Genomic DNA, 25,460 nt, shown 5'->3' with positions numbered 1-25,460 from the left:
GTGCGTGACCAGCCCGAGCAGCAAGCCCCTCCCGTCCAGCGGCTGCGGATCCGCTACGCCAAGCGTGGCCGGCTCCGCTTCACCAGCCACCGCGACTTCAGCCGGGCCTTCGAGCGGGCGATCTTCCGGGCCCGGGTCCCGATGGCCTACTCGTCGGGCTTCAACCCCCACCCCCGGATCTCGTACGCCGGGGCCGCGCCGACCGGGTCCGCCAGCGAGGCCGAGTACCTCGAGATCGCCCTCGCCGAGGTCGTCGACCCGGCCGCGATCGGGGCGCTCCTGGAGGAGGCACTGCCCGACGGGCTGGACATCGTCGAGATCGTCGAGTCACCCGGGGGAGCCCTCGCCGACCGGCTCGAGGCCAGCCACTGGCTGATCGACCTCGCCGCCGACCCCGACGAGGTGGCGGCCGCGGTCGCCACGTTCCTCGCCGCGGACGAGATCCTGGTCGAGCGGATGACCAAGAAGGGTCTGCGCGAGTTCGACTGCCGGTCCGCGGTCGTCACCCTCGCGGCCGACGGTCCCCGTCTCGACCTGCTGCTGCGACACGCCGTACCCGCTGTCCGTCCCGACGACGTGCTGTCCGGGCTGGCGTCGGTCGCCGGGCTCGCCTGGGACGGCTCGCCGCTGCTCACGCGGCTCGCGCAGGGCCCGTTCGACCCCACTACCGGAGAGATCGGCGACCCGCTGCTCGCGCCACGGTGACGCTGCACACCCAACCCTGTGCGATACTCGCCGTGGTCGACCCCGGAGCTCGTGCGGATCGACCCGACGACGTTCTCGCCTGACCGCAGGGCCAGGCACAGTGGAGACACGTTCGTCGCCAGACCGCGACGCGGCCCGGGTGGATCGGTGACAGCGACCACCTACGAGTCCCACGAGGACCAGGGCGTGCGACCGCGGCAGGTGACGGCACGCGCCCCCAGTGACGCACCGCGGAGAGTGTCGCCGCCACATGAAGGCTTTGCGTCGTCCGCCCTGAGTTCGCGGGTGGAGGGCGTCGGACACGCCCGAGGGGCTGCGCGCACCTCGGGCTGAGGAGCAGACACACCATGCCCGACGAGAACCAGGTCGGCTCAGACATCGCCGCCGAATCGGCTTCGACCGAGGCGGCCTCCGCCGCCCCGGTGGCGAAGAAGACCACCACCAGGAAGACCGCCGCCAAGAAGGCGCCGGCCAAGAAGACCGCCAAGAAGGCCGCCGAGAAGGCCGCCGAGCAGGCTGCCGACCCGGCTCCCGACCAGCCCCTCGAGGGCACGGACGTGGTCCCGGCCAAGAAGACAGCGACCAAGAAGGCCGCCGCCAAGAAGGCGCCGGCCAAGAAGGCCGCCAAGAAGGTCGCTGCCGCTCCGGACGAGGCGCCTGCCGCGGCCGAGCAGCCCGTCGAGACGGCCGCGTCCGGGACCGTGCCGCTCTTCCAGGCGCCCGAGGTGACCAAGAAGGCGCCCGCCCGCCGCACCCGCAAGACCACCCCGTCCGCCGAGGCGGCCGAGCCCTCCGAGCCCTCCGAGGCTCCCGCCGGCGACGCCTCCGAGGACCAGGCTGCCGCGGACGACGCGAAGCCCGTCAAGAAGGCCGCTGCGAAGAAGTCCGCGGCCAAGAAGACCGCCGCCAAGAAGGGCGCGAGCAAGGCCCCCGCCGCGGACGACGCGGCGCAGGACGCGCCCGCCGACCCGCAGTCCGAGGACCAGTCCGACGACCAGTCCGACGGCGAGTCCGAGGGCGGTGAGGGCGGCGCCCGTCGTCGCCGTCGTCGCGGTGGCCGCCGCCGGCGCAAGCCGGGCGAGGGCAACCAGCAGGACGGCAACCAGGGCGGCAACCAGCAGTCCGACGACGACGAGAGCTCGGACGGCGAGGACAAGGGCGACGACGCCGGGTCCGACGACCACGGTGGCGAGTCCGGCAGCGAGGGCACCTCGCGCCGCCGCCGTCGCCGCCGCCGCTCCGGCGAGGACGGCGACGGGGGCACCGACGACCCGGAGAACACCGTCACCCGGGTCCGCCGCCAGCGCACCGCCGAGGACGAGATCACCTCGATCCAGGGCTCGACCCGCCTGGAGGCCAAGAAGCAGCGCCGCCGCGACGGTCGCGAGGCCGGCCGTCGCCGGGCGCCCATCGTCAGCGAGGCCGAGTTCCTGGCCCGCCGCGAGTCGGTCGACCGGGTCATGGTCGTGCGCCAGCGCGACGATCTCACCCAGATCGGCGTCCTCGAGGACCGGGTGCTCGTCGAGCACTACGTCGCCCGCGAGTCGCAGACCTCGCTGATCGGCAACGTCTACCTCGGCCGGGTCCAGAACGTGCTGCCCTCCATGGAGGCCGCCTTCATCGACATCGGCAAGGGCCGCAACGCCGTGCTGTACGCCGGCGAGGTCAACTGGTCGGCGCTCGGCCACAAGGACGGCCAGCCGCGCAAGATCGAGTCCGTCCTCTCCTCGGGCCAGTCCATCCTGGTCCAGGTGTCGAAGGACCCGATCGGGCACAAGGGTGCCCGTCTGACCAGCCAGATCAGCCTGGCCGGCCGGTTCCTGGTCTACGTGCCCGACGGCACGACCAGCGGCATCTCCCGCAAGCTGCCCGACACCGAGCGCAACCGGCTCAAGACGCTCCTCAAGGAGCTCGTGCCCGACACCGCCGGCGTCATCGTGCGCACCGCCGCCGAAGGCGCGAGCGAGGACGAGCTGACCCGCGACGTCGAGCGGCTCAAGGCCCGCTGGGAGGACATCGAGAGCAAGGCCAAGGGCAGCGCCCCGCAGCTCCTGTACGGCGAGCCCGACCTCACCCTCAAGGTCGTCCGGGACCTCTTCACCGAGGACTTCGCCAAGCTGGTCATCCAGGGCGACGACGCCTGGGACACCGTCCAGAGCTACGTCCAGCACGTCGCGCCGGACCTCGAGGAGCGCCTCGAGCGCTACGACCCGGGCGCCGACGGACGCAACGGCAAGGCCGACGTCTTCGCGGAGTACCGGATCGAGGAGCAGATCGCCAAGGGCCTGGACCGCAAGGTCTGGCTGCCCTCGGGTGGCTCGCTGATCATCGACCGCACCGAGGCGATGACGGTCATCGACGTCAACACCGGCAAGTTCACCGGCTCCGGGGGCAACCTCGAGGAGACGGTCACCAAGAACAACCTCGAGGCCGTGGAGGAGGTCGTGCGCCAGCTCCGGCTGCGCGACATCGGCGGCATCATCGTCGTCGACTTCATCGACATGGTCCTCGAGTCCAACCGCGACCTGGTGCTGCGCCGCCTGGTCGAGTGCCTGGGCCGTGACCGGACCCGTCACCAGGTCGCCGAGGTGACCTCGCTGGGCCTGGTCCAGATGACCCGCAAGCGGATCGGCACCGGCCTGGTCGAGGCGTTCAGCGAGAACTGCACCGCCTGCCAGGGCCGCGGCGTCGTGATCCACGACCACCCGGTCGAGCCGAAGGGCGGCGAGGACGAGTCCCGCCGTCGCGGCGGCGGCGGTGGCGGTGGCAACGGCGGCGGTGCCGAGGGCGGCGGCGGTCGTCGCGGCCGCGGTGGTCGCGGCCGTGGTCAGGACCAGGACGCCGGCAACGGCGGCAACGGTGGCAACGGCGGCAACAACAACGGACCGAAGTCCGCGCCGTCCCCGAAGGACATCGCCGCGATGGCTCGCGAGCACGAGGAGGAGACCGCTGAGCAGGCGGCCGAGCCCGTGGTCGAGCCCGTGGTCGAGCCGCCCGTGATCGCCGAGGCGCCGGAGACGGCTCCCGAGCCGCCCAAGGTCGTCACCCGGACCCGTCGCCGCAGCTCGAGCCGGCCGGCAGGCCAGCCTGCACCGGTCGAGGTCGCTGCCGAGCCGGTCGCGGACACTGCGCCCGAGCCCAGCCCCGAGCCGACTCCCGAGCCGGTCGTCGAGCCGGTGGTCGAGGCGCCCAGCGCGCCGGAGCCGCCCAAGGTCGTCACCCGCACCCGAGGCCGCAGCGCCAGCCGCCCGGCCGGCCCGCCCGCAGAGGTCCCGGCGCCCGTCGGGAGCGTGGGCAGTGTCGGTACGCCGCCCGAGTCCGGTCTGGTCGAGCCCGGCACGACGACGGACGTCGAGCCCGGAGCGGACGACGCCCACCCGGTCGAGCACGTCCCGATCAAGAAGAAGGGCTCGCGCAAGCGCTAGCCCCCCTGGCTGCTCACGGCGTCCGGTGGTTTCGAGACGCGTCGCGGGTGCTCGCGCTGGCGCGCGTGCCCCCGCCGACGCTCCTCAACCTCCCCGGCTGAGCGGACTCCGCTCGCAGGCTCGCGGTGTCCGGCCGGTGATTTTGCCGTGAAGGCGCCCGGTCCGTAGTATTGACCCTCGGTGCGCTCACGCGTGCCCCACCATCTTCGCGGCGCCCTCGAGCGGCGCCGAGACACTCAGTTCGATTACTGGCCAAAGCAATGAGTTCGACAAAGGAGACCGCGGTGTACGCGATCGTGCGCGCAGGCGCCAAGCAGCAGAAGGTTGCCGTGGGCGACGTCATCGAGATCGACAAGGTCGCCACGGCGGCCGGCGACTCGGTCACCCTCCCGGTGGTCCTCGTTGTCGACGGCGAGAAGATCACCTCGGACGCGAAGGCGCTCGACAAGGCGTCCGTGACCGTCGAGGTCCTCGGCGCCACCAAGGGCCCGAAGATCATCATCCAGAAGTACAAGAACAAGACCGGCTACAAGAAGCGCCAGGGTCACCGCCAGAAGTACACCCAGGTCAAGGTCACCGCGATCAACGCCTGATCGCCCCAACGAACTCTTCGAAGGACTGAACAGATGGCTCACAAGAAGGGCGCCGCGTCCACCAAGAACGGCCGCGACTCCAACTCCCAGCGTCTCGGTGTGAAGCGCTACGGCGGTCAGCTCGTCAACGCCGGCGAGATCATCGTCCGCCAGCGTGGCACCCACTTCCACCCGGGCACCGGCGTCGGCCGCGGCGGCGACGACACCCTGTTCGCGCTCGTCGAGGGCGCTGTGCAGTTCGGCACCCGCCGTGGTCGCCGGGTCGTCAACATCGTCCCGGGCGAGTGACCTGACGCTCACTCACCACACTTCGTAGTACTTCGCCGCGGAGGGCGTCCCTAGACTCGGGACGCCCTCCGCGCATTTCGTAGGAGAAACACCATGGCAGTGCCCACCTTCGTCGACCGCGTGTCGCTGCACGTCAGCGCCGGTCGCGGCGGGCACGGCGTCGCGTCGGTCCACCGGGAGAAGTTCAAGCCGCTCGGCGGCCCCGACGGCGGCAACGGCGGCCCCGGCGGCTCGGTGATCCTCCGGGTCGACCCCGACGTGACCACGCTGCTGGCGTACCACCACAGCCCCAAGCGCAGCGCCGAGTCCGGTGGCCACGGCGCCGGCGACCACAAGAACGGCGGCCACGGGTCCGACCTGGTGCTCCCCGTGCCCGACGGCACCGTGGTGACCGACCCCCAGGGCAACGTCCTCGCCGACATGGTCGGCCCGGGCACCGAGCTCGTCGTCGCCCAGGGCGGCCGCGGCGGCCTCGGCAACGCGGCCCTGGCGTCGTCCAAGCGCAAGGCGCCCGGCTTCGCGCTGCTCGGCGAGCCCGGTGACGAGCTCGAGATCGTCCTGGAGATGAAGGTCGTCGCCGACGTCGGCCTGGTCGGCTTCCCGAGCGCGGGCAAGTCCAGCCTGATCGCGGCGATCTCCCGGGCCCGGCCGAAGATCGCCGACTACCCGTTCACCACCCTGGTCCCCAACCTCGGCGTGGTCACGGCCGGCGACACGACGTTCACCGTCGCCGACGTCCCCGGCCTGATCGAGGGCGCCAGCGACGGCCGTGGCCTCGGCCACGACTTCCTGCGCCACATCGAGCGCTGCGCGGCGCTGGTGCACGTCATCGACACCGCCAGCATCGAGCCGGGCCGCAACCCGGTCGACGACCTCGACGTCATCGAGAACGAGCTCAGCCGCTACGGCGGCCTCGAAGACCGGCCGCGCCTGGTGGCCCTCAACAAGATCGACGTGCCCGACGGTCGCGACATCGCCGGCTTCGTCGTCGACGAGCTGCGCCAGCGTGGCCTCTCGGTCTTCGAGATCTCGGCCGCGTCCGGCGAGGGCATGCGGGAGCTGACCTTCGCGATGGCGGCGATCGTCGAGGCGGCCCGAGCGGCCAAGCCGGTCGTCGAGGCGACCCGGATCGTGCTGCGGCCGCCGTCGGCCGACGGCAAGGACGAGTTCACGATCAAGCAGACCGCCGACGGCTGGCGAGTGCGGGGCGAGAAGCCCGAGCGCTGGATCCGGCAGACCGACTTCAGCAACGACGAGGCCGTGGGCTTCCTGGCCGACCGGCTCAACCGGCTCGGCGTCGAGGCGAAGCTGGTCTCGCTCGGTGCCGAGGAGGGCGACACCGTGCTCATCGGCGACCCCGACAACGCGGTGGTCTTCGACTTCAAGCCCGGCATCGACGCCGGCGTCGAGCTGCTCAGCCGACGCGGCGAGGACCAGCGCTTCGACGAGCAGCGGCCGGCCCACGGGCGCCGCAGGGCGATCCAGGAGAGCCTGCCCGACCGGGCCGAGGGCGAGACCCGCGCCGACGTGGCGCGGCGGCTCGACAAGCCCGAGACGTACGGCCCCTCGTCGTACGAGATCGGCAGCTCCGAGGACCCCGACTGGGCCGAGTCCGACCCCGGGGAAGCCGACCGCGGCGAATGAGCCTGCGCACGGAGGTGACCGGGGCGAAGCGGGTCGTCGTCAAGGTCGGGTCCTCGTCCCTGACCACGGCTGCCGGCGGCATCGACCCGCAGCGCGTCCGTGACCTGGTCGACGTCCTCGCCACGCTGAAGGCGTCGGGCACCGAGGTGGTGCTGGTCTCCTCGGGTGCGATCGCCGCCGGCCTCGCGCCGCTCGGCATGCCCCAGCGTCCCCAGAGCCTCGCCGCGCAGCAGGCGGCCGCCTCGGTCGGTCAGGGCCTGCTGGTGCACCGCTACACCGAGGAGCTCGCGCGGCACGGTGTGATCACCGGCCAGGTGCTGCTCACGGTCGACGACGTCACCCGGCGCTCCCACTACCGCAATGCCTTCCAGACCTTCGCGAAGCTGCTCGAGCTGGGCGTGCTGCCGATCGTCAACGAGAACGACACGGTCGCGACGAGCGAGATCCGGTTCGGCGACAACGACCGGCTGGCCGCCCTCGTGACCCACCTGGTCCACGCCGACCTGCTCGTGCTGCTGTCCGACGTGGACGGCCTGTACGACGCCAACCCGAGCGACCCGGGCAGCTCGCTGCTGCCCGAGGTGGTCTCGGCCGACGACCTGGCCGACGTCCGCATCGGCAAGGCCGGTGCCGCCGGCCTCGGCACCGGTGGCATGCAGACCAAGATCGACGCCGCCCGGATCGCCACCGGCGCCGGCATCCCCGTCGTGCTCACCTCGGCCGACCAGGCCGGCGCCGCACTCGCCGGCGAGGCCGTCGGCACCCTCTTCCACGCCACCGGTCGTCGCCGGCCGACCCGGTTGCTCTGGCTGGCCCACGCCACCGAGCCCAAGGGCACGCTGGTCCTCGACGCGGGTGCGGTGCGCGCCGTCGTCGAGCGGCACGCATCGCTCCTCGCTGCCGGAGTCACCGGGGTCACCGGCACCTTCGTCGCCGGCGACCCGGTCGACATCGTCGGGCCCGACGGGGTCCCGGTCGCGCGCGGCTTGGTGAACTTCGACGCCGACGAGATGCCGAACCTGCTCGGTCGCTCCTCGAAGGAGCTCAAGAGCGCCCTGGGCGCGGGCTACGAGCGCGAGGTCGTGCACATCGACGACCTCGTGCTGCTCTGAGTCCTGCATCGACGACATACCGCTGAAACGTGGAGAGCCCTAGCCTGGGCGCCATGTTCCACGTCCCCGCCGTCGACATCACGCCGTACGTCGAGGACGGCACCCCCGAGCAGCAGGCAGCGGTCGTCGAGGCCATCGACACGGCCTGCCGCGAGATCGGGTTCATCCAGATCCACGGTCACGGCATCGACGACGAGGTCGTCGGTGCGCTGGGTGCCGCGATGGATGCGTTCTTCGCGCTCGACCTGGATGCCAAGCGCGCCTACGTCCGCCCGGCGTCCGAGAACCGCGGCTACACACCGCCCAGGTCGGAGTCGCTGAGCCTGAGCCTGGGCGTCGAGTCCGCCAGCCGGATGAACGACTTCTTCGAGGCGTTCAACATCGGGCGCGCCGCGAGCGAGTACGCCGGCACCGAGCTGCCGGTCGAGCACTTCGCGGAGAACACCTGGCCCGACGTCGCCGGCTTCGAGGACCAGGTGACGACGTACTTCGCCGAGGCGGGGCGGGTCGCGCGGACGATGACCCGGATCTTCGCGGACGCGTTGGGCCTGTCCGAGGCGTTCTTCCCCGGCCTGACCTCGCCGTCGATCGACGTGCTGCGGATGAACCACTACGCGCTGGCGGAGGGCACCGACGTGACCCTCGACGGGGAGCTGGTCGGGATGAGCGAGCACACCGACTTCGGCATCGTCACGGTCCTGTGGGCCGACCAGGTCCGGGGGCTGCAGGTGCTCGACGCCGAGGGCGTCTGGCACGACGTGTCGCCCGAGCCCGGCGCGCTGCTGATCAACCTGGGCGACCTGACCGCCCGGCTGACCAACGAGCGCTGGCAGTCGACGCTCCACCGGGTGAAGCCGCCGGTCGTCGACGGGACGATCCAGCGCCGGCGCTCGGCGGCGTACTTCCACGACGGCAACCCCGAGGCGGTCGTCGTGCCCCTGGACTCGTGCGTGGACGCGTCGCACCCGCGGCTCTACGACGCCGTCACCGTCGACGAGCACATCCGCGCCAAGCTCGCCGGGTCACGCGCCGGGCAGCGCAACGACGCGGCGCCGCGCGAGGGGGCGCGCGTGCTCCAGTCGCAGCGGTAGCCGCTCCCGCTAGTTTGGCACCCGTGCGCGCGCGGGTGGTCGTCCTCTGGTTGGTCGTCGCCGCGCTGCTGGTGCCGGCGCTGCTGCTGACCTTCACGCGGATCGTCGAGCCGGGCTCGGCCTTCTGGGTCCAGCTCGAGGCCTTCACGCCGTGGGGGATCGTGTTGTACGCCGCCGCGCTGCTCGTCCTGGTCGTCCGCCTCCTGGTCGTCCGCCGGTGGCCGTCCCCGGCCATCCCGCTCGCCGTCCTGGCGGCGGCCGGGCTGGTGCTCCACGGGTGGTGGTTCGCGCCGCAGGTGACCGGGTCGAACCCGCCGCCCGAGGCCGGTGCCGCGCACCTGGTGGTGATGACCGCGAACCTCGCCGAGGGGGAGGCGGATGGGATCGACCTGGTCGAGCAGGCGTCGGACGACGACGTCGACCTGCTGGTCGTCGAGGAGGTCACGGCCGCCGAGCTCGCCGACATGGACCGGGCCGGGCTCGCGGACCTGCTGCCCTACCGCGTGGGGGAGCCCAACGACGCGGCCGACGGGACGATGGCCTTCTCGCGGACCGAGCTCACCGACGCCACCCCGATCGCCACCTCCCACGACGGCTGGAGCTTCGCGATGGGCGACCTCGACGTCGTGGCCGTGCACCCCTTCGCACCGACCGACCCCGACCAGTGGCGATCCGACCTGGCGCTGGTCAGCCAGCTCGTGGAGTCCTCCGACCCGGACCTCCTCGTGGGCGACCTCAACGCCACCCTCGACCAGCCGCCGCTGCGGGCGCTCGTCGACCTCGGCTACCGCGACGTCGGTGAGCTGGCCAACCAGGGCTGGCAGCCGACCTGGCCGGCGAGCGGCCCCTTCGACGTGATCGGCCTGCCGCTGGCCCAGATCGACCACGTGCTCGTCGGCGCAGACCTGGCGGCGATCGGGATGCGCACCGAGGAGATCGCCGGGAGCGACCACCGTGCGGTGGTCGCCGAAGTCGCCCGCAAGTAGAGATCCGGGTAGGCCCCGGGGTTTCAGACTTCGGTAAGTGGCTACTGTCACAGGTAGGCCGCGTCCGGGAGGGATGCGCCGTTGTCTCGAAAGGGAATCACCTTGCTCATCTCGAAGCACACGTCCCGCATCGCCGTCGTCGGAGCCACGGTGGCCCTGGCCGCCGGCACCGTCCTGGTCGCCACGCCCGCGGACGCCGCGGTCAAGTCCGTCAAGACCGGCTTCACCTGCCAGAGCGACTTCGGTCCGCAGTCGTTCGACATCACGACGAAGATGGACCTGCCGGCCAAGGTCAAGAAGGGCAAGACCGTTCCCGGCAAGCCGGTCAAGCTCGTCGCGGCGATCTCGTCGGACACCGCTGACCTCCTTCGCACCATCGGTGCGAAGTACATCTCGGTCACCGCTGACAAGACCGTCGCCTCGGCCGGCTCGACGAAGATCCCGGTCGCCGGCGTGCACTCGCCCAAGACCAAGGTGCCCGCCTCCGGTGGCTTCACCGTCACGTCGAAGGGCACGGCCGCCGACTTCTCGATCAAGAAGCCGGGCAAGTACGCCGTCAAGATCCCGACCAAGTTCCTGTTCAGCATCACGCAGTACACCGACCAGTTCCCGGATGGTGCCCCGCTGCTGCAGAACGCGCAGTGCGCCGCCGACAAGGGTGAGCCGACCAAGATCAGCACCCTCAAGGTCACCAAGTAACACAGCTCCAGCTCCGCCGACCGGGGCGGTCCGACGCGATGCGTCGGGCCGCCCCGGTTGCGTTTCACTCAAGTTTCCCGGGTTCACCTGCGCCCCGGACGAGGACGGTTTACTGTCTGGTAACTCAGCGCCCGGGAGGGGGGCTGCTTGTTCAGATGGAGAAGCTCGTGATTTCGAAGTTCATGTCCCGCGCAGCCGCGATCGGTGCCGCTGGTGCTCTGGGTGCTGTCGCACTCGTGGGCATCGCCCCGTCCGCTGACGCCGCCAAGCCGCTGCCGACCAACTACACCTGCGACATCGTCGGTGGCCTGGACACGGCCGTCACGATCGGCCTGCCGTCGAGCGTCAAGGCCAAGGACGCCAAGAAGGGTCTCTCCGCGAAGTCCTTCACCCTGACCATCACCCTCAGCGAGGGCATCGCCGGCGCCCTGCGCGGCCTGACCGACTCGGTCGCCGGCTCGGCCAGCGGTGTCTCCTACAAGGTCGCCGGCGTGTCGAAGGCCGTCCCTGTCAACAACCTCGCCATCAAGCCCACCGACGTCGGCACCAGCGGCCCGCTCGTCCTCAAGGCCCAGGCCTCGGGCGCGCAGGGCGTCTTCAAGCTGACCAAGAAGGGCACCTTCGCCGTCTCGGCGCCGAAGAGCTTCACCTTCACGCCCACCGGCGGCGACGGCAGCCCCCTCGTCGGCGACCTCGGCTGCGCGCTGAGCACCGGCGCCCCGTCGAAGGTCGGCAGCATCAAGGTCAAGTGACCTCTGCTTCACGCTCCACCCGACGGCCCGGTGCTCAGCACCGGGCCGTCGGCCATTTCCTGGCCGGCGCTTGGTTTCGGCCGCGCAGCGAGCCATGGTCGACGTATGAGCACCGACACGAGCATCACCGTCCAGCGCACCATCGACGCGCCCACGCAGGATGTCTTCGACGTGTTGTCGAACCCGCAGCGCCACCCGGAGCTCGACGCGTCCGGCTTCGTCGTCAGCGACGAGAAGACCGACCGGATCACCGCCACCGGGCAGGTGTTCCGGATGAACATGACCGGTGACCACATGGGTGGCGACTACCAGACCGACAACACGGTGACCGGCTACGAGAAGAACCACCTGCTCGCCTGGCAGACCGCGCCCGCCGACACCGACCCGCCCGGCTGGGAGTGGGTGTGGAGGCTGACGGCCCAGGGCTCGGACAGCACCGACGTCGAGCTGACCTATGACTGGGGCAAGGTCACCGACAAGGACCTGCTGGCCCAGGTCGGTTTCCCGCTGGTGCCGAAGTCGGCCCTCGAGCAGTCCCTCGGCAACCTCGCTGCAGCGGTCGCTGGCTGAGAACGGTTCCCGGCGCCGTACGCTAGTCGTTGCGATGACCAGCAGAACCGTCTACCTCGACCACGCCGCGACGACACCCATGGTGCCAGCGGCTGTCGAGGCGATGACGGCCCACCTGCTCGAGGTCGGCAACCCGAGCTCGCTGCACGCCTCCGGGCGGCACGCGCGCCGGGTCGTCGAGGAGTCGCGCGAGACCATCGCGCAGGCGCTGAACTGCCGTCCGGGCGAGGTCGTCTTCACCTCCGGCGGCACCGAGGCCGACAACCTGGCGCTCAAGGGCATCTACTGGTCGCGACGCGCCGCCGACCCGCGCCGGGTCCGCATCCTGTCGACGTCGATCGAGCACCACGCCGTCCTCGACCCGCTGCACTGGCTGGGTGCTGCCGAGGGTGCCGAGATCGAGCTGCTGCCGGTCGACACCGACGCGCGGGTCGACCTCGCGGCGCTGCGGGCGTCCGTCGAGCGCGATCCCTCGTCGATCGCCCTGATCTCGGTGATGTGGGCCAACAACGAGGTGGGCACGCTCCAGCCCGTCGACGAGGTCGTGGCGATCGCGGCCGAGCACGGCATCCCGGTGCACACCGACGCCGTCCAGGCGGTCGGCGCGGTCCCGGTCGACTTCGCCCGCTCCGGCGTCGACGCCCTCACGTTGACCGGTCACAAGGTCGGCGGCCCGTACGGCGTCGGCGCGCTCGTCGTACGCCGTGAGGTCGACGTGACCGCGCTGGCCCACGGTGGTGGTCAGGAGCGAGACATCCGCAGCGGCACCATCGACCCGCCGGCGATCGCCGGCTTCGCCGCGGCCGTCGAGCTCGCGGTCAAGCAGCAGGCGGAGCACGCCACCCGTCTCCAGGCGCTGCGCGACGACCTGGTCCGCCGCGTCGTCGAGGCGGTGCCCGACGCCCACCTGCACGGCTCCGTCGATGCGCGCCTCCCCGGCAACGCCCACCTCGGCTTCCCCGGCTGCGAGGGCGACTCGCTGCTGATGCTGCTCGACGCCCGCGGCATCGAGTGCTCGACCGGCTCGGCCTGCTCGGCGGGCGTGCCCCAGCCCTCCCACGTGCTGCTCGCGATGGGCTGCACCGAGGAGGCCGCGCGCCACTCGCTGCGGTTCTCGCTCGGGCACACGTCCACGCAGGCCGACGTCGACGCCCTCGTCGAGGCGATCGGTCCGGTCGTCGAACGGGCCCGGGCAGCGCGCCGATGAAGATCGTCGCTGCCATGTCGGGCGGCGTCGACTCCGCCGTCGCCGCCGCACGTGCGGCCGAGGCGGGTCACGACGTCACCGGCATCCACCTGGCCCTCTCGCGCAACCCGAAGTCCTACCGCTCCGGCGCCCGCGGCTGCTGCACGATCGAGGACGCCAACGATGCGCGCCGGGCCGCCGACGTGATCGGCATCCCGTTCTACGTCTGGGACCTCAGCGAGCGCTTCCACGAGGACGTGGTCGAGGACTTCATGGACGAGTACGCCGCCGGGCGGACCCCCAACCCGTGCCTGCGCTGCAACGAGAAGATCAAGTTCGCGGCCGTTCTCGACCGTGCGCTCGCGCTGGGCTTCGACGCGGTCGCGACCGGTCACTACGCCCAGCTGCGGACCGGAGTCGACGGCCTGATCGAGATGCACCGGGCGATCGACCACGGCAAGGACCAGTCCTACGTGCTCGGTGTGCTCGACCAGGAGCAGCTCGCCCACTCGCTCTTCCCGCTGGGCGACTCGACGAAGGCGGCGGTGCGCCTCGAGGCTGCCGAGCGCGGGCTGCTGGTCGCGGACAAGCCCGACAGCCACGACATCTGCTTCGTCGCCGACGGCGACAACGCGGGCTGGTTGCGCGAGAAGCTCGGCGACCGTGCGCCCAACCACGGCGGCGCGATCGTCGACGAGTCGGGGGAGGAGCTCGGCACCCACTCCGGCACCTACGGGTTCACGATCGGCCAGCGCAAGGGGCTGCGCCTCGGTCGACCCGCGCCCGACGGCAAGCCGCGGTTCGTGCTCGACATCGAACCCGTCTCCGGCACCGTCACGGTCGGCCCGCGCGAGCACCTCGCGGTCCACCGGCTGACCGGGATCAAGCCGCGCTGGTGCGGCACCGTGCCGCGGTCGTTGTCCGGCACGGTCCAGCTGCGCGCGCACGGCACTGAGCTGCCGGCCCGCGTGCACGTCGGCGAGACCGTCGACATCGAGCTGCTCGAGCCGGCGTACGGCATCGCGCCGGGCCAGGCCGCCGTGCTGTACGACGGCACCCGCGTCGTCGGCTCGGCCACGATCGCGGCCACCGGATGACGGTCGCGACCGGGATCGGGTCGATGCCCGGCGAGGACCAGCCTGCCTTCGACGAGGCGGTCCGGATCGTCCTCGACAGCCTCCCCGACCTGCCGCACCTGCCCGAGGTCCCCGGCCGCGGCGCCGCGGCGACCATGACCGGTCGCGGCCTCGCCGTCGTCTCCGGGCTCGGCGCCGACCTCCAGCCGGCCGGCTGGCGGCTCACCGATGCCTCGGGGGTCGACCACCGACGGGCCAAGAGCCTGCTCGCCCAGGACCTCGACACCCTCGAGGAGCTGACCGACGGCTACGTCGGCGCCTTCAAGATCCAGCTCGCCGGGCCGTGGACCCTGGCCGCGACCGTCGAGAAGCCCCGCGGCGACAAGGTGCTCAGCGACCACGGCGCCCGCCGCGACCTGGCCCAGGCGCTGGCGGAGGGCCTGACCGACCACGTCCGCGACGTACGACGCCGGCTGCCGGGTGTCGAGCGGCTGGTCGTCCAGATCGACGAGCCTGCGCTCTCCGCCGTGCTCGACGCGAGGATCCCGACCGCGTCCGGCTTCGGGCGGCACCGGGCGGTGCACCCGCCGGAGGCCTCCGAGGCGCTTGGCTGGGTGCTGGCCGCGATCGCTGCCGAGGACGCCGAGCCATGGGTCCACACCTGCGCGCCCGGGACGCCGCTCGCGCTGCTGCGCGGTGCCGGCGCCCGCGGGCTGTCGGTCGACCTGTCGATGATGACGGCCGCCGACCACGACGCACTGGCGGAGGCGCTCGAGGCGGGTGAGACGGTCGCGCTCGGCGTCGTGCCCTCGGTCGACCCGGCGACCGAGCCGACCGACACCGAGGTCACCGAGCGGGTGCTCCGGTGGCTCGACATGCTCGGCCTGGACCCGGGGGAGCGGCTGGTGCTGACGCCGACCTGCGGCCTCGCGGGCGCATCGCCGGCGTGGGCACGCCAGGCGCTCGCGCTGGCGCGGACCAGCGCCGCCCACGTGTCAGGTTGAGCCGGTCGGGTACCGCCCCGGCATGAGCAACCTGACCGGGAAGACCGTGGCCATCATCGCGACCGACTTCTTCGAGGAGGCCGAGCTCGTGAAGCCCCGCGACGCGTTGCGCGACTCGGGCGCGACCGTGCTGGTCTACTCGACCTCGACCGATCCGATCCAGGCGGTCGAGGGCGACACGACCCCGACCCAGAAGGTGGACGTCGACGGCACGCTCGACGACCTGGACGTGGCCGCCGTGGACGCCGTCGTGGTGCCGGGCGGCACCGTCAACGCCGACCGGATCCGGATCGAGGACCGCGCCCAGCAGATCGTGCGCCAGGCGATGGCCGACGAGCTGCCCCTCGCCGTCATCTGCCACGGGCCCTGGCTCCTGGTCTCGGCCGGAGTGGCGAAGGGCCGCCGGCTGACCAGCTACGCCAGCCTCGCCGACGACGTCCGCAACGCCGGCGGCACCTGGGTCGACGAGAAGGTCGTCGTCGACGGCAACCTCATCACCAGCCGCGACCCCGACGACCTCCCCGCCTTCATCCGGGCCATCGAGGACGCTCTGTCCTGAAATGACGTCGACCCGCCCGAAGAGCGGAATGGCGAGCTCGCAAGCTCGCCCGCTCTCGGGCGGGTCGACGCGTGGGACTGGTCAGCCGACGTGGACCGGAGGTCCGTCGGTCGCCAGCTCCTGGTGCTTGACGTTCAGGAACACCCACGTGATCAGCGAGGCGCCGAGCATCATGACGGCACCCAGCAGGAAGGCGTTGGTCGCGCCCTCCGTGAAGACCTGGGTGGCGACACCCGGCTCCGCCATCTTCGGGCCGAGCTCGGCGGTCCGGTCGGTGATCGTCTGGACCGCGAGGGTCGAGAGGAGCGCCAGGCCGAGTGCGCCGCCGACCTGCTGCATGGTGTTGAGCACGCCGGACCCGATGCCGGTGTCCTCGTCGCGCAGGTGGTGGACGGCGGTCAGGGTCAGCGGGACGAACGTCATGCCCATGCCGAAGGCCATCACCACGATGAACGGGAAGATGTCGCTCCAGTAGTGAGCGGACACCGGGGCGGCCACGTCGTACGGGATGCGCGAGAACCCGAAGAGCCCGACGGCGGCCAGGAGCGTCCCGATACCGGCCAGGTAGCGGGGGTCGATCCGGTTGATCAGGTTGGACGAGATGCCCGCCGCGGCCACGAGACCGAAGCAGAACGGCAGGAAGGCGACGCCGGCCTTGAGCGGGGAGTAGCCCATGACGTTCTGGATGTACTGGCTGAGGTAGAAGAACATCGCGAACATCGCGGCCGGGGCCAGGAACATCGCGCCGAAGCTCGCGGCCCGGGTGCGGTTCATGAAGACCCGCGACGGGAGCAGCGGGTGCTCGACCCGGGACTCGATCACGAGGAACAGCGCCAGGATCAGCGCGCCGGCGACCAGGCTGGAGACCGTCCACACGTCGCTCCAGCCCTCGCTGCCGGCCCGGCTGAAGCCGTAGACGAGGCCGAGCAGGCCGAGCGTGCCGGTGACGGCACCCGGGAGGTCGAGCTGGCCGGGGTGCGACTCGGACTCGTTCAGGAAGCGCGGTGCGAGCAGGGCGGTGACGATGCCGATCGGGGCGTTGATCAGCAGCGTGAGGCGCCAGCCGTCGACCTCGAAGCCGCCGACGCTGGTCAGCCCGGTCAGCCAGCCGCCGAGGATCAGGCCGATGGCCGCGCCGACACCCGACATCGCGGCGTACACCGCGAAGGCCCGGTTGCGGGCGGGGCCGGCCGGGAAGGTGGTCGCGATGAGGGCGAGCGCCGCCGGGGAGGCGAGCGCGGCGCCCAGGCCCTGCAGACCACGGGCGGCGAGCAGCAGGCCCTCGTTGGTGGCCAGACCACCGAGGAGGGACGCGACGCCGAAGACGACGAGACCGACCATGAAGACGCGACGGCGGCCGTAGAGGTCACCGAGCCGACCGCCGAGCAGCAGCAGCGACCCGAAGGCCAGTGCGTAGCCGGTGACGACCCACGTCAGGTTGTCCTGCGAGATGTGCAGGTCGGACTGGATGTAGGGGAGGGCGATGTTGACGATGGTGCCGTCGAGCACCACCATCAGCTGCGCCACCGAGATGAGCACGAGTGCCCACCCCAGGTGTTGCTTCTTGCCCGAGGTGGTGGCCTCGGAGCTGACGACGTCGGTCATGAGAGATCCTTCTCGTTCGCGGTCGGGAGGGGTCGGGCCGGGTCGCGGGTGGCGGCCGGCAGGATGATCTGGTCGATCACACGGGTGATGACGTCCGCGTCGGGCGCCTCGCCCATCAGGAACACGCGGTGGAGCACGATGCCGGCGAGGGCCGGCTCGAGCAGGGACAGGTCGACGTCCTCGCGCAGCTCGCCGCGGTCACGAGCCCGCTGCCAGATCTGCTGGGAGAACGCGAGCTTGGGGCCGATCACGTCGCGGCGGAACGCCTCGGCGAACTCGGGGTCGCGGGTGATCGCGGTGAGCACGCTGGAGAACATGGCGACGGAGTCGGGATCGTCGAGCCCGCCGTCGCCGCAGAAGGCGATCCGCAGGTCCTCGCGCAGCGAGCCCGTGTCCGGTGTCTCGTGCGGACCCTTGGTGTGCTGCAGCGCCTCGATCACCAGGCTGACCTTGTTGGTCCACCGGCGGTAGAGCGTCGCCTTCGAGGCCTTGGCCTGCGCTGCGACGGCATCCATCGTGAGGCGGTCGTAGCCGACCTCGCCGAGGACCTGGAGAGTCGCCTCGAGGATCTGCTGCTCGCGGTCGCCCTCGATGCGGGGGCGTTCGGTGATGGGGCTCATCGGCGTACTCCTCTCCGGTCGTCTGTCGTTAACCTGGATGAAACGGAACGGTTTCGTTTCATCGACAACACCGTAGATCCACCGGCCCATTCCGGCAAATCAGATTTTTCTCGAGTTTTTTCGCGGGAGTCCCGGGCGCCCGCTGTCGGCGCGGCCCGGCAGAATGCCTCCCATGACCGACCCCCGCGAGGAGCACCGGCTGATCGCCGAGGAGATCGAGGAGGCGCGCTACCGCTACTTCGTGCTCGACAGCCCGACGCTCGACGACGCCGACTACGACCGTCGGCTGCGGCGCCTGCAGGAGCTCGAGGAGGAGCTGCCCGAGCTGCGCACGCCCGACTCGCCGACCCAGAAGGTCGGGGGAGCGGTCTCGACGGAGTTCACGGCTGTCGACCACCTCCGCCGGATGGAGAGCCTCGACAACGCCTTCTCGTACGACGAGCTCGAGGCGTGGCACGCTCGCCTGGCCCGCGACGGGGTCGACGACCCTGCCCTGCTCTGCGAGCTCAAGGTCGACGGCCTGGCGATCAACCTGCTCTACGAGGAGGGCCGCCTGGTCCGGGCGCTGACCCGCGGTGACGGGACGACCGGCGAGGACGTCACTCCCAACGTCAAGACCATCGAGGCCGTGCCCCACCGGCTGCGCGAGTCGACGGAGTTCCCGGTGCCCGCGCTGATCGAGGTGCGGGGCGAGGTCTTCCTGCCCGTCGAGGCGTTCGAGCGGCTCAACGCCTCGCTCCTCGACGCCGGCAAGGCGCCGTTCGCCAACCCCCGCAACTCCGCAGCCGGGTCGTTGCGCCAGAAGGATCCCCGCGTCACCGCGAGCCGGGCGCTCGGGATGGTCTGCCACGGCATCGGCGCCCGGGAGGGGTTCGAGCCGGTCGCGCAGTCCCACGCCTACGAGGCGCTCGCCGCGTGGGGACTCCCGGTCTCCGAGCAGGTGCGGGTGCTGCCCACCCTGAAGGACGTCGAGGGCTACATCGAGAACGCCGGCGAGCACCGCCACACGATCGTCCCCTACGAGATCGACGGCGTCGTCGTGAAGGTCGACGACGTCGCGCTGCAGCGACGCCTCGGGTCGACGAGCCGGGCGCCTCGCTGGGCGATCGCGTTCAAGTACCCGCCCGAGGAGGTCAACGCCAAGCTCCTCGACATCCGGGTCAACGTCGGGCGGACCGGCCGCGTCACGCCGTACGCCGTCATGGAGCCGACCAAGGTCGCCGGCTCGACCGTCGAGAACGCCACCCTCCACAACTACTACGAGGTCAAGCGCAAGGACGTGCGCCCCGGCGACACGGTGATCCTGCGCAAGGCCGGCGACGTGATCCCCGAGGTCCTCGGGCCGGTGCTCGCGCTGCGGCCGGACGACCTGCCGGAGTGGGTGGGCCCGGACGACTGCCCGGCCTGCGGGACCACGCTGGTGGAGCAGAAGGAGGGCGACAAGGACCGGCGCTGCCCCAACCACCAGTTCTGCCCGGCGCAGGTCCGCGAGCGGGTCTTCCACGTCGCGGGTCGCGGTGCGTTCGACATCGAGGGCCTGGGCTACGAGGCCGCGGTGGCGCTGCTCGACGCCGAGGTGATCGCCAACGAGGGCGAGGTCTTCGACCTCGACGCCGACAAGCTGCTGCGGGCGCCGCTCTTCACCCGCGCGCCCAAGAAGGGTGAGGAGGGTCCGCAGCTCAGCGCCAACGGTCAGCGGCTGCTCGACAACCTCGCGAAGGCCAAGGAGGTCCCGCTCTGGCGGGTCCTGGTGGCCCTGTCGATCCGCCACGTCGGCCCGACCGCGGCCCGCGCCCTGGCCGGCGAGTTCGGCTCGATGGACGAGATCCGGGCCGCGACCGAGGAGCAGCTCGCGGCCGCCGAGGGCGTCGGACCGACGATCGCCGAGGCCGTGATCGAGTGGTTCGCCGTCGACTGGCACGCGCAGATCGTGGACGCGTGGACCGCGGCCGGGGTGACCATGGCCGACGAGCGCGACGAGTCCATCGAGCGGACTCTCGAGGGGCTCACGATCGTGGTGACCGGGTCACTGGTCGACTTCAGCCGCGACTCCGCGAAGGAGGCCATCCTCAGCCGGGGCGGCAAGGCCGCGGGCTCGGTGTCGAAGAAGACCGACTACGTCGTGGTCGGCGACAACGCCGGCTCGAAGGCCGACAAGGCCGAGCAGCTCGGCGTACCGGTCCTCGACGAGGAGGGCTTCAAGAGGCTTCTCGAAGACGGCCCGGCCGGTTCCGCTGGTTGAGCAAGGACGAGGTCCTGCCTCGAAACCCCCGCAGCCACCGTGCGTACGTCGGCGCGGGGGTTGCGAGACGGCCGCTGCGCGACCTCCTCGACCACCGATCGATCAGGACTCGTAGGAGATCCCCGCCAGCTTGAGCTCGCCCTTCACCGGCCCCGAGACGGGGCTGGTGCTGCAGTCGCCGCCGCCCGCCGTACAGGTGGAGAGCTCTCCGGCCTTCAGATCGACCGAGACCAGGTTGCCTGCGGGGCTCCAGCCGAAGTCCCAGGATGCTCCGTCGATGGTGGTCGTGTCGCCGGACCGGAGGTCGACCACGTCGAAGCTGTCACCCTCCGACTCGTCCTGCTGCACGACCTTCGCGTAGCGACCGTCGGGGGACAGGGAGATGTAGGGGTAGCCGTCGTTCGGCGTCGAGTAGACGCTCCGGCCCGTCGCGAGGTCGACGACCTCGACCGTGCTCTTGGTCGAGGTGACCACGTGCCCGCCGGCCACCTCGGGCACGGTGGAGGAGCCCAGGGAGGTCGACGTGACCGTGCCGGTGCGCCAGTCGACAGCGGGGGTCTCGGCGTCGAGGCCGACGTAGACGAGGTCGCCGTCGAGCTCGACCGGCGGGGCCTCCCACCCGCCCCAGGTGAAGCTGCCCTGGACGGTCGTGCGCGAGACCTCGCGGTCGGTGGTCACGTCGCGGACCACGATGTCCCAGCTGTCGGACCCCGGTCCGGCGGCGTCCGCGTAGGCCACCACGGGCTGGTCGGGGTCGGTGGCCGGCACCCGGTCGCCGAGGTCGAGGTCGAGCCGGGTCGTCGTCCCGTCGGGCGCGACCAGTGAGTAGTGCGAGGGACCGGGGTCGTCGGTCCAGGGCGTGTCACCGCTGCGGACGAGCAGGCCCGCCGAGGTGTAGTAGACGACCTTGACCTTCTCGCCGACGTCGACGTTGCCGCCGTCGCCGAGGTGGACCGTGGTGCCGGTGGCGAACGCTCCGTGGTCGAGGTAGGCGGCCGTCGCCGGGTCGATGCCCTTTCCCTCGCCGCCGCCGGCCGCGTCGTCGTGAAGAGAGGTCGTCGCGAAGACGGCACCGACGACCAGGACCGCGGCCAGGGCGCTGCCACCGACGACCTGAGCCGTTCGACGACGGCGTCGCAGGCGCCGGCCGGTCCCGAGGATGTCGGCGGTCGGCGGCGGGGGCGGCAGCAGGTCGGCCGCCTCGTCACGCAGGAGCGTCGAGAGTCGCTCAGTCACGGGAACCTCCGGGTGAGATCAGGTGGGCGGGGACGACGGCCTCTCCGAGCTGCGTACGCAGACGGGCGAGGGCGTCGGAGGTCTGGCTCTTGACGGTGCCCTCGCTGATGCCGAGGGCGTGCGCGACCTCGCGGACGCTGAGGTCGTCGTAGTAGCGGAGCACCACGACAGCGCGCTGTCGCGGCGCGAGGGTGCGGAGGGCGTCGACGACGGCCGGGCGGGTGCTCGGGTCGTGCTCACTGCCCGCGTCGGGCAGCACCTCGGTCGGGTGCTCGTTGCGCCACGACCGACGCCGGAACCAGGACGCGGCCGTGTTGGCCAGCACGACCCGGGCGTACGCCGGCGCCGCGGCCGGCTCCTTCACCTGGCGCCACGAGGCGTAGGTCTTGGCCAGCGCCGTCTGCACCAGGTCCTCGGCGAGCTGGTGCTCCCCGAGCATGAGGTAGGCCGTGCGATAGAGCCCCGGCCAGACGGCGTGGACGAACTCGGAGAACTCCTCGTCCGTCAGCCTGCGTGTGGTCATCGATCCTCCTCGAGCGGTCATCACGGTAGATGCGGTGACCGGCGGATCGGTTGGGGTCCAGGCCTCCTAAGATGGCCCCCATGCCTGAGATCACTCGCGACGAGGTCGCGCACCTGGCGAACCTCGCCCGGATCGACCTCGACGACGCCGAGCTCGACCACCTCGCCCCCCAGCTGTCCGTGATCTTGGAGTCGGTGGCGTCGATCAGCGGCGTCGCCGGTGACGACATCCCGCCGACCTCCCACGCGCTCCCGCTCACCAACGTCTTCCGTGAGGACGTCGTGGTGCCCTCCCTGACGCCCGAGCAGGCGCTCTCCGGTGCCCCGGCCGTCGAGCAGCAGCGCTTCTCCGTGCCGCGCATCCTGGGGGAGGAAGCCTGATGTCCCTCATCCACCAGACCGCGGCGGAGATGGCCGACGCGCTCGCCGCCGGCACCGTCACCTCGGTCGAGCTGACCCAGGCCCACCTCGACCGGATCGCCGCCGTCGACGGCCCGGTCCACGCCTTCCTCCACGTCGACGCCGAGGGCGCGCTCGCGCAGGCCGCTGAGTCCGACGCGCGCCGCGCGGCCGGGTCGCCGGCGTCGTACCTCGACGGCGTGCCGATCGCGGTCAAGGACGTCCTCGCCACCGAGGGGCTCCCGACGACCTGCGGGTCGAAGATCCTCGAGGGCTGGATCCCGCCGTACGACGCGACCGTGGTCGCCAGGCTCCGCGCCGCGGGCCTGCCGATCCTGGGCAAGACCAACATGGACGAGTTCGCGATGGGCTCGTCGACCGAGCACTCGGCGTACGGCGCCACGCACAACCCCTGGGACCTCGACCGGATCCCGGGCGGCTCCGGCGGTGGGTCCGCTGCCGCGGTCGCTGCCTTCGAGGCCCCGCTCGCGATCGGCACCGACACCGGCGGCTCGATCCGCCAGCCGGGTGCCGTCACCGGCACCGTCGGTGTGAAGCCGACGTACGGCGGGGTGTCGCGCTACGGGCTCGTCGCGCTGGCCAACTCCCTCGACCAGGCCGGCCCGGTCACCCGCACGGTGCTCGACTCGGCGCTGCTGCACGAGGTCATCGGCGGTCACGACCCGAAGGACTCCACCTCCGTCGACCAGCCGTTGCCCGACCTGGTCGCGGCCGCGAAGCAGGGTGCTGCCGGCGACCTGAGCGGCGTCCGCGTCGGCGTGATCACCGAGCTCTCCGGCGACGGCTGGCAGGCGGGCGTGATGACCCGCTTCCAGGAGTCGGTCGACCTTTTGGTCAAGGCCGGCGCCGAGGTCGTCGAGGTGTCGTGCCCGAACTTCGTGCACGCCATGGCGGCCTACTACCTGATCCTCCCGGCGGAGGCGTCGAGCAACCTCGCGAAGTTCGACGCGATGCGCTACGGACTGCGGGTCTGGCCCGAGGGCAAGCCCGACGCGAGCGCCGAGGAGGTGATGCGCGCAACCCGTGACGCCGGCTTCGGCGACGAGGTGAAGCGCCGGATCATCCTCGGCACCTACGCGCTGTCCAGCGGCTACTACGACGCCTACTACGGCCAGGCCCAGAAGGTGCGCACGCTCATCGCGCGCGACTTCGAGGCGGCCTTCGAGGAGGTCGACGTGCTGGTCTCCCCGACGGCGCCGACCACCGCCTTCAAGCTGGGCGAGAAGCTCGACGACCCGATCGCGATGTACCTCAACGACCTCGCGACCATCCCCGCCAACCTCGCGGGCGTGCCCGGCATCTCGGTGCCGAGCGGCCTGGCCGAGGAGGACGGCCTCCCGGCCGGCTTCCAGATCCTGGCTCCGGCCCTCGCCGACGACCGCTGCTACCGGGTCGGTGCCGCCCTCGAGGCCGCGCTGCTCGAGCAGTGGGGCGCCCCCCTGCTCGACAAGGCTCCTGCCCTGGAAGGTGCATGACCATGACGGACACGCTGGTTGGCTTCGACGACGTGCTGGCGTCGTACGACCCGGCGCTGGGCCTGGAGGTCCACGTCGAGCTCAACACCAACACCAAGATGTTCTGCGGCTGCCCGGCCGTCTTCGGCGGCGAGCCCAACACCCAGGTCTGCCCGACCTGCCTGGGCCTGCCCGGCGCGATGCCGGTCGTCAACGGCAAGGCGATCGAGTCGGCGATCCGGATCGGCCTCGCGCTCAACTGCGAGATCGCCGAGTGGTGCCGCTTCGCCCGGAAGAACTACTTCTACCCGGACATGCCGAAGAACTTCCAGACCAGTCAGTACGACGAGCCGATCGCGTTCGAGGGCTACCTCGACGTCGACGTCGACGGTGAGATGTTCCGCGTCGAGATCGAGCGCGCCCACATGGAGGAGGACACCGGGAAGTCGCTGCACGTCGGCGGCGCGACCGGTCGCATCCACGGCGCCGACCACTCGCTGGTCGACTACAACCGGGCCGGCATCCCGCTCATCGAGATCGTCACCAAGCCGATCCAGGGCGCGGGGGAGAAGGCGCCGGCCGTGGCTCGTGCCTACGTCTCCCAGCTCCGCGACCTGATCCTCGCGCTCGGCGTCTCCGAGGCCCGGATGGACCAGGGCAACCTGCGCGCCGACGTCAACCTGTCGCTGTCGCCGAAGGGCTCGGGCGTGCTCGGCACCCGCACCGAGACCAAGAACGTCAACTCCTTCCGCTCGGTCGAGCGGGCGGTGCGCTACGAGATGCAGCGGCACGCCGGCATCCTCGACGCGGGCGGGACGATCCTGCAGGAGACGCGGCACTGGCACGAGGACACCGGGATCACGACCAGCGGTCGTGAGAAGTCCGACGCCGAGGACTACCGCTACTTCCCCGAGCCCGACCTGGTGCCCGTGGCGCCGTCGCGAGAGTGGGTCGACGAGCTGCGCGGCACCCTGCCAGAGAACCCGCTCCTCAAGCGGGCCCGCCTCCAGGGCGACTGGGGCTACACCGACCTCGAGATGCGTGACGTCGTCGCGGCCGGCGTGGTCGGCCTGATCGAGGAGACCGTCGCCGCCGGTGCCAGCCCGCAGGCCGCGCGCAAGTGGTGGCTCTCCGAGCTCGGCCGTCGCGCCAACGACGCCGGCGTCGACATCGCCGACCTCGGCGTCTCGCCGACCCAGGTCGCTGCCGTCCAGGCTCTCGTCGACGCCGGCACGGTCAACGACAAGCTCGCGCGTCAGGTCTTCGACGGCCTGATCGCCGGCGAGGGCACGCCCGAGGAGATCGTCGCGGCCCGTGGTCTGGCCGTGGTCTCGGACGACGGCGCGCTCGGCGCTGCGGTCGACGCCGCGATCGCCGCCAACCCGGACGTCGCCGACAAGATCCGCGACGGCAAGCACGCCGCCGCCGGCGCGCTCATCGGTGCGGTCATGAAGGACATGCGCGGCCAGGCCGACGCTGCCCGGGTCCGCGAGCTGATCCTCGAGAAGCTCGGCTGACGTCCACCGGTCCGCGTCGGGATATGCTGCGCGGACCTACCAACTACGCCCGCAACGGGGAAAGCCGGTCCGAGTCCGGCGCTGACCCGCAACCGTAGGCCGCCGGTCCCCTCGGGGAGACCGACGGCGAGCCGGAGCACCTGTTGCGACGCGT

The 25,460-nt window shown here is 71.5% G+C and carries 23 protein-coding genes; 19 read left to right on the top strand and 4 right to left on the bottom strand.

What is annotated here, in order from left to right; genetic code table 11:
* The 15 genes from ABLE68_RS02140 (at position 1) to ABLE68_RS02070 (ending at position 15,690) form a co-directional block, all read left to right on the top strand.
* A complete protein-coding gene (locus tag ABLE68_RS02140) occupies positions 1-705 on the top strand; it encodes a TIGR03936 family radical SAM-associated protein (RefSeq protein WP_348869476.1) in 705 nt (234 codons plus the stop codon).
* A 347-nt stretch (positions 706-1,052) separates the two neighbouring features.
* Complete coding sequence (locus ABLE68_RS02135; RefSeq protein WP_348869474.1) at positions 1,053-4,130, top strand: Rne/Rng family ribonuclease; 3,078 nt, start codon at positions 1,053-1,055, stop codon at positions 4,128-4,130.
* Between the two features lie 284 nt (positions 4,131-4,414).
* A complete protein-coding gene (gene rplU / locus ABLE68_RS02130) occupies positions 4,415-4,723 on the top strand; it encodes a 50S ribosomal protein L21 (protein WP_348869472.1) in 309 nt (102 codons plus the stop codon).
* Between the two features lie 33 nt (positions 4,724-4,756).
* Positions 4,757-5,011 (top strand): 50S ribosomal protein L27, encoded by a 255-nt coding sequence (gene rpmA / locus ABLE68_RS02125; protein ID WP_348869471.1) that lies wholly within the window; start codon positions 4,757-4,759, stop codon positions 5,009-5,011.
* Positions 5,012-5,104: 93 nt separating this feature from the next.
* Positions 5,105-6,655, top strand: coding sequence for a GTPase ObgE (gene obgE / locus ABLE68_RS02120; protein WP_348869469.1), 1,551 nt, complete (start codon positions 5,105-5,107; stop codon positions 6,653-6,655).
* Positions 6,652-7,767 carry a glutamate 5-kinase gene (proB, locus tag ABLE68_RS02115; protein ID WP_348869467.1) on the top strand — a complete coding sequence of 372 codons (1,116 nt, stop codon included), beginning with the start codon at positions 6,652-6,654 and terminating at the stop codon, positions 7,765-7,767. The genes obgE and proB overlap by 4 nt, the downstream gene beginning before the upstream one ends.
* Before the next feature lie 53 nt (positions 7,768-7,820).
* Complete coding sequence (locus tag ABLE68_RS02110; RefSeq protein ID WP_348869465.1) at positions 7,821-8,858, top strand: isopenicillin N synthase family dioxygenase; 1,038 nt, start codon at positions 7,821-7,823, stop codon at positions 8,856-8,858.
* Between the two features lie 23 nt (positions 8,859-8,881).
* Entirely contained in the window at positions 8,882-9,844 is a 963-nt protein-coding gene (locus ABLE68_RS02105; protein ID WP_348869464.1) for an endonuclease/exonuclease/phosphatase family protein, read from the top strand.
* Between the two features lie 102 nt (positions 9,845-9,946).
* Positions 9,947-10,543 carry a DUF6801 domain-containing protein gene (locus ABLE68_RS02100; RefSeq protein WP_348869462.1) on the top strand — a complete coding sequence of 199 codons (597 nt, stop codon included), beginning with the start codon at positions 9,947-9,949 and terminating at the stop codon, positions 10,541-10,543.
* 167 nt (positions 10,544-10,710) lie between these two features.
* Positions 10,711-11,295 carry a DUF6801 domain-containing protein gene (locus ABLE68_RS02095; RefSeq protein ID WP_348869460.1) on the top strand — a complete coding sequence of 195 codons (585 nt, stop codon included), beginning with the start codon at positions 10,711-10,713 and terminating at the stop codon, positions 11,293-11,295.
* Between the two features lie 105 nt (positions 11,296-11,400).
* Complete coding sequence (locus tag ABLE68_RS02090; protein ID WP_348869459.1) at positions 11,401-11,865, top strand: SRPBCC family protein; 465 nt, start codon at positions 11,401-11,403, stop codon at positions 11,863-11,865.
* A gap of 34 nt (positions 11,866-11,899) precedes the next feature.
* Positions 11,900-13,072 carry a cysteine desulfurase family protein gene (locus ABLE68_RS02085; RefSeq protein WP_348869457.1) on the top strand — a complete coding sequence of 391 codons (1,173 nt, stop codon included), beginning with the start codon at positions 11,900-11,902 and terminating at the stop codon, positions 13,070-13,072.
* Positions 13,069-14,148: a tRNA 2-thiouridine(34) synthase MnmA gene (gene mnmA / locus ABLE68_RS02080; protein WP_348869456.1), complete on the top strand. Its 1,080-nt coding sequence runs from the start codon at positions 13,069-13,071 to the stop codon at positions 14,146-14,148. The genes ABLE68_RS02085 and mnmA overlap by 4 nt, the downstream gene beginning before the upstream one ends.
* Positions 14,145-15,131: a methionine synthase gene (locus ABLE68_RS02075; RefSeq protein ID WP_348869455.1), complete on the top strand. Its 987-nt coding sequence runs from the start codon at positions 14,145-14,147 to the stop codon at positions 15,129-15,131. Before mnmA ends, ABLE68_RS02075 begins: the two co-directional genes overlap by 4 nt.
* A 22-nt stretch (positions 15,132-15,153) precedes the next feature.
* The gene (locus ABLE68_RS02070) at positions 15,154-15,690 is read left to right on the top strand and encodes a type 1 glutamine amidotransferase domain-containing protein (protein WP_348869453.1); all 537 of its coding nucleotides are present in this window, start codon (positions 15,154-15,156) and stop codon (positions 15,688-15,690) included.
* Between the two features lie 81 nt (positions 15,691-15,771).
* Here the strand turns inward: ABLE68_RS02070 and ABLE68_RS02065 are convergent, their stop codons facing one another.
* Both ABLE68_RS02065 and ABLE68_RS02060 read right to left on the bottom strand, forming a co-directional pair.
* Positions 15,772-17,295: an MFS transporter gene (locus tag ABLE68_RS02065; protein WP_348869451.1), complete on the bottom strand. Its 1,524-nt coding sequence runs from the start codon at positions 17,293-17,295 to the stop codon at positions 15,772-15,774.
* On the bottom strand, positions 17,292-17,915 hold the full coding sequence (locus ABLE68_RS02060; RefSeq protein WP_348869449.1) for a TetR/AcrR family transcriptional regulator: 624 nt from the start codon (positions 17,913-17,915) through the stop codon (positions 17,292-17,294). The genes ABLE68_RS02065 and ABLE68_RS02060 overlap by 4 nt, the downstream gene beginning before the upstream one ends.
* A gap of 172 nt (positions 17,916-18,087) precedes the next feature.
* On the opposite strand from ABLE68_RS02060, the gene ligA reads away from it, so the two are divergent.
* Entirely contained in the window at positions 18,088-20,157 is a 2,070-nt protein-coding gene (ligA, locus tag ABLE68_RS02055) for an NAD-dependent DNA ligase LigA (RefSeq protein ID WP_348869448.1), read from the top strand.
* A gap of 102 nt (positions 20,158-20,259) precedes the next feature.
* On the opposite strand, the gene ABLE68_RS02050 is transcribed toward ligA, so the two are convergent.
* Complete coding sequence (locus tag ABLE68_RS02050) at positions 20,260-21,393, bottom strand: hypothetical protein (RefSeq protein ID WP_348869447.1); 1,134 nt, start codon at positions 21,391-21,393, stop codon at positions 20,260-20,262.
* Positions 21,386-21,916, bottom strand: coding sequence for a SigE family RNA polymerase sigma factor (locus ABLE68_RS02045; RefSeq protein WP_348869446.1), 531 nt, complete (start codon positions 21,914-21,916; stop codon positions 21,386-21,388). Before ABLE68_RS02045 ends, ABLE68_RS02050 begins: the two co-directional genes overlap by 8 nt.
* Positions 21,917-21,996: 80 nt before the next feature.
* On the opposite strand from ABLE68_RS02045, the gene gatC reads away from it, so the two are divergent.
* From gatC to gatB, 3 genes are read left to right on the top strand one after another with little or no spacing between them, the layout of a single operon-like run.
* Positions 21,997-22,296 carry an Asp-tRNA(Asn)/Glu-tRNA(Gln) amidotransferase subunit GatC gene (gene gatC, locus ABLE68_RS02040; RefSeq protein WP_348869444.1) on the top strand — a complete coding sequence of 100 codons (300 nt, stop codon included), beginning with the start codon at positions 21,997-21,999 and terminating at the stop codon, positions 22,294-22,296.
* On the top strand, positions 22,293-23,810 hold the full coding sequence (gatA, locus tag ABLE68_RS02035) for an Asp-tRNA(Asn)/Glu-tRNA(Gln) amidotransferase subunit GatA (protein WP_348873220.1): 1,518 nt from the start codon (positions 22,293-22,295) through the stop codon (positions 23,808-23,810). The genes gatC and gatA overlap by 4 nt, the downstream gene beginning before the upstream one ends.
* 2 nt (positions 23,811-23,812) lie before the next feature.
* A complete protein-coding gene (gatB, locus tag ABLE68_RS02030) occupies positions 23,813-25,306 on the top strand; it encodes an Asp-tRNA(Asn)/Glu-tRNA(Gln) amidotransferase subunit GatB (RefSeq protein ID WP_348869443.1) in 1,494 nt (497 codons plus the stop codon).
* Positions 25,307-25,460: the final 154 nt, after the last annotated feature.

Source organism: Nocardioides pollutisoli, from assembly GCF_040045055.1.
GTDB lineage: Bacteria > Actinomycetota > Actinomycetes > Propionibacteriales > Nocardioidaceae > Nocardioides > Nocardioides tweenelious.
Note: the sequence above shows the minus strand (reverse complement) of the source record. Positions and strands in the feature narration are given on the sequence as shown.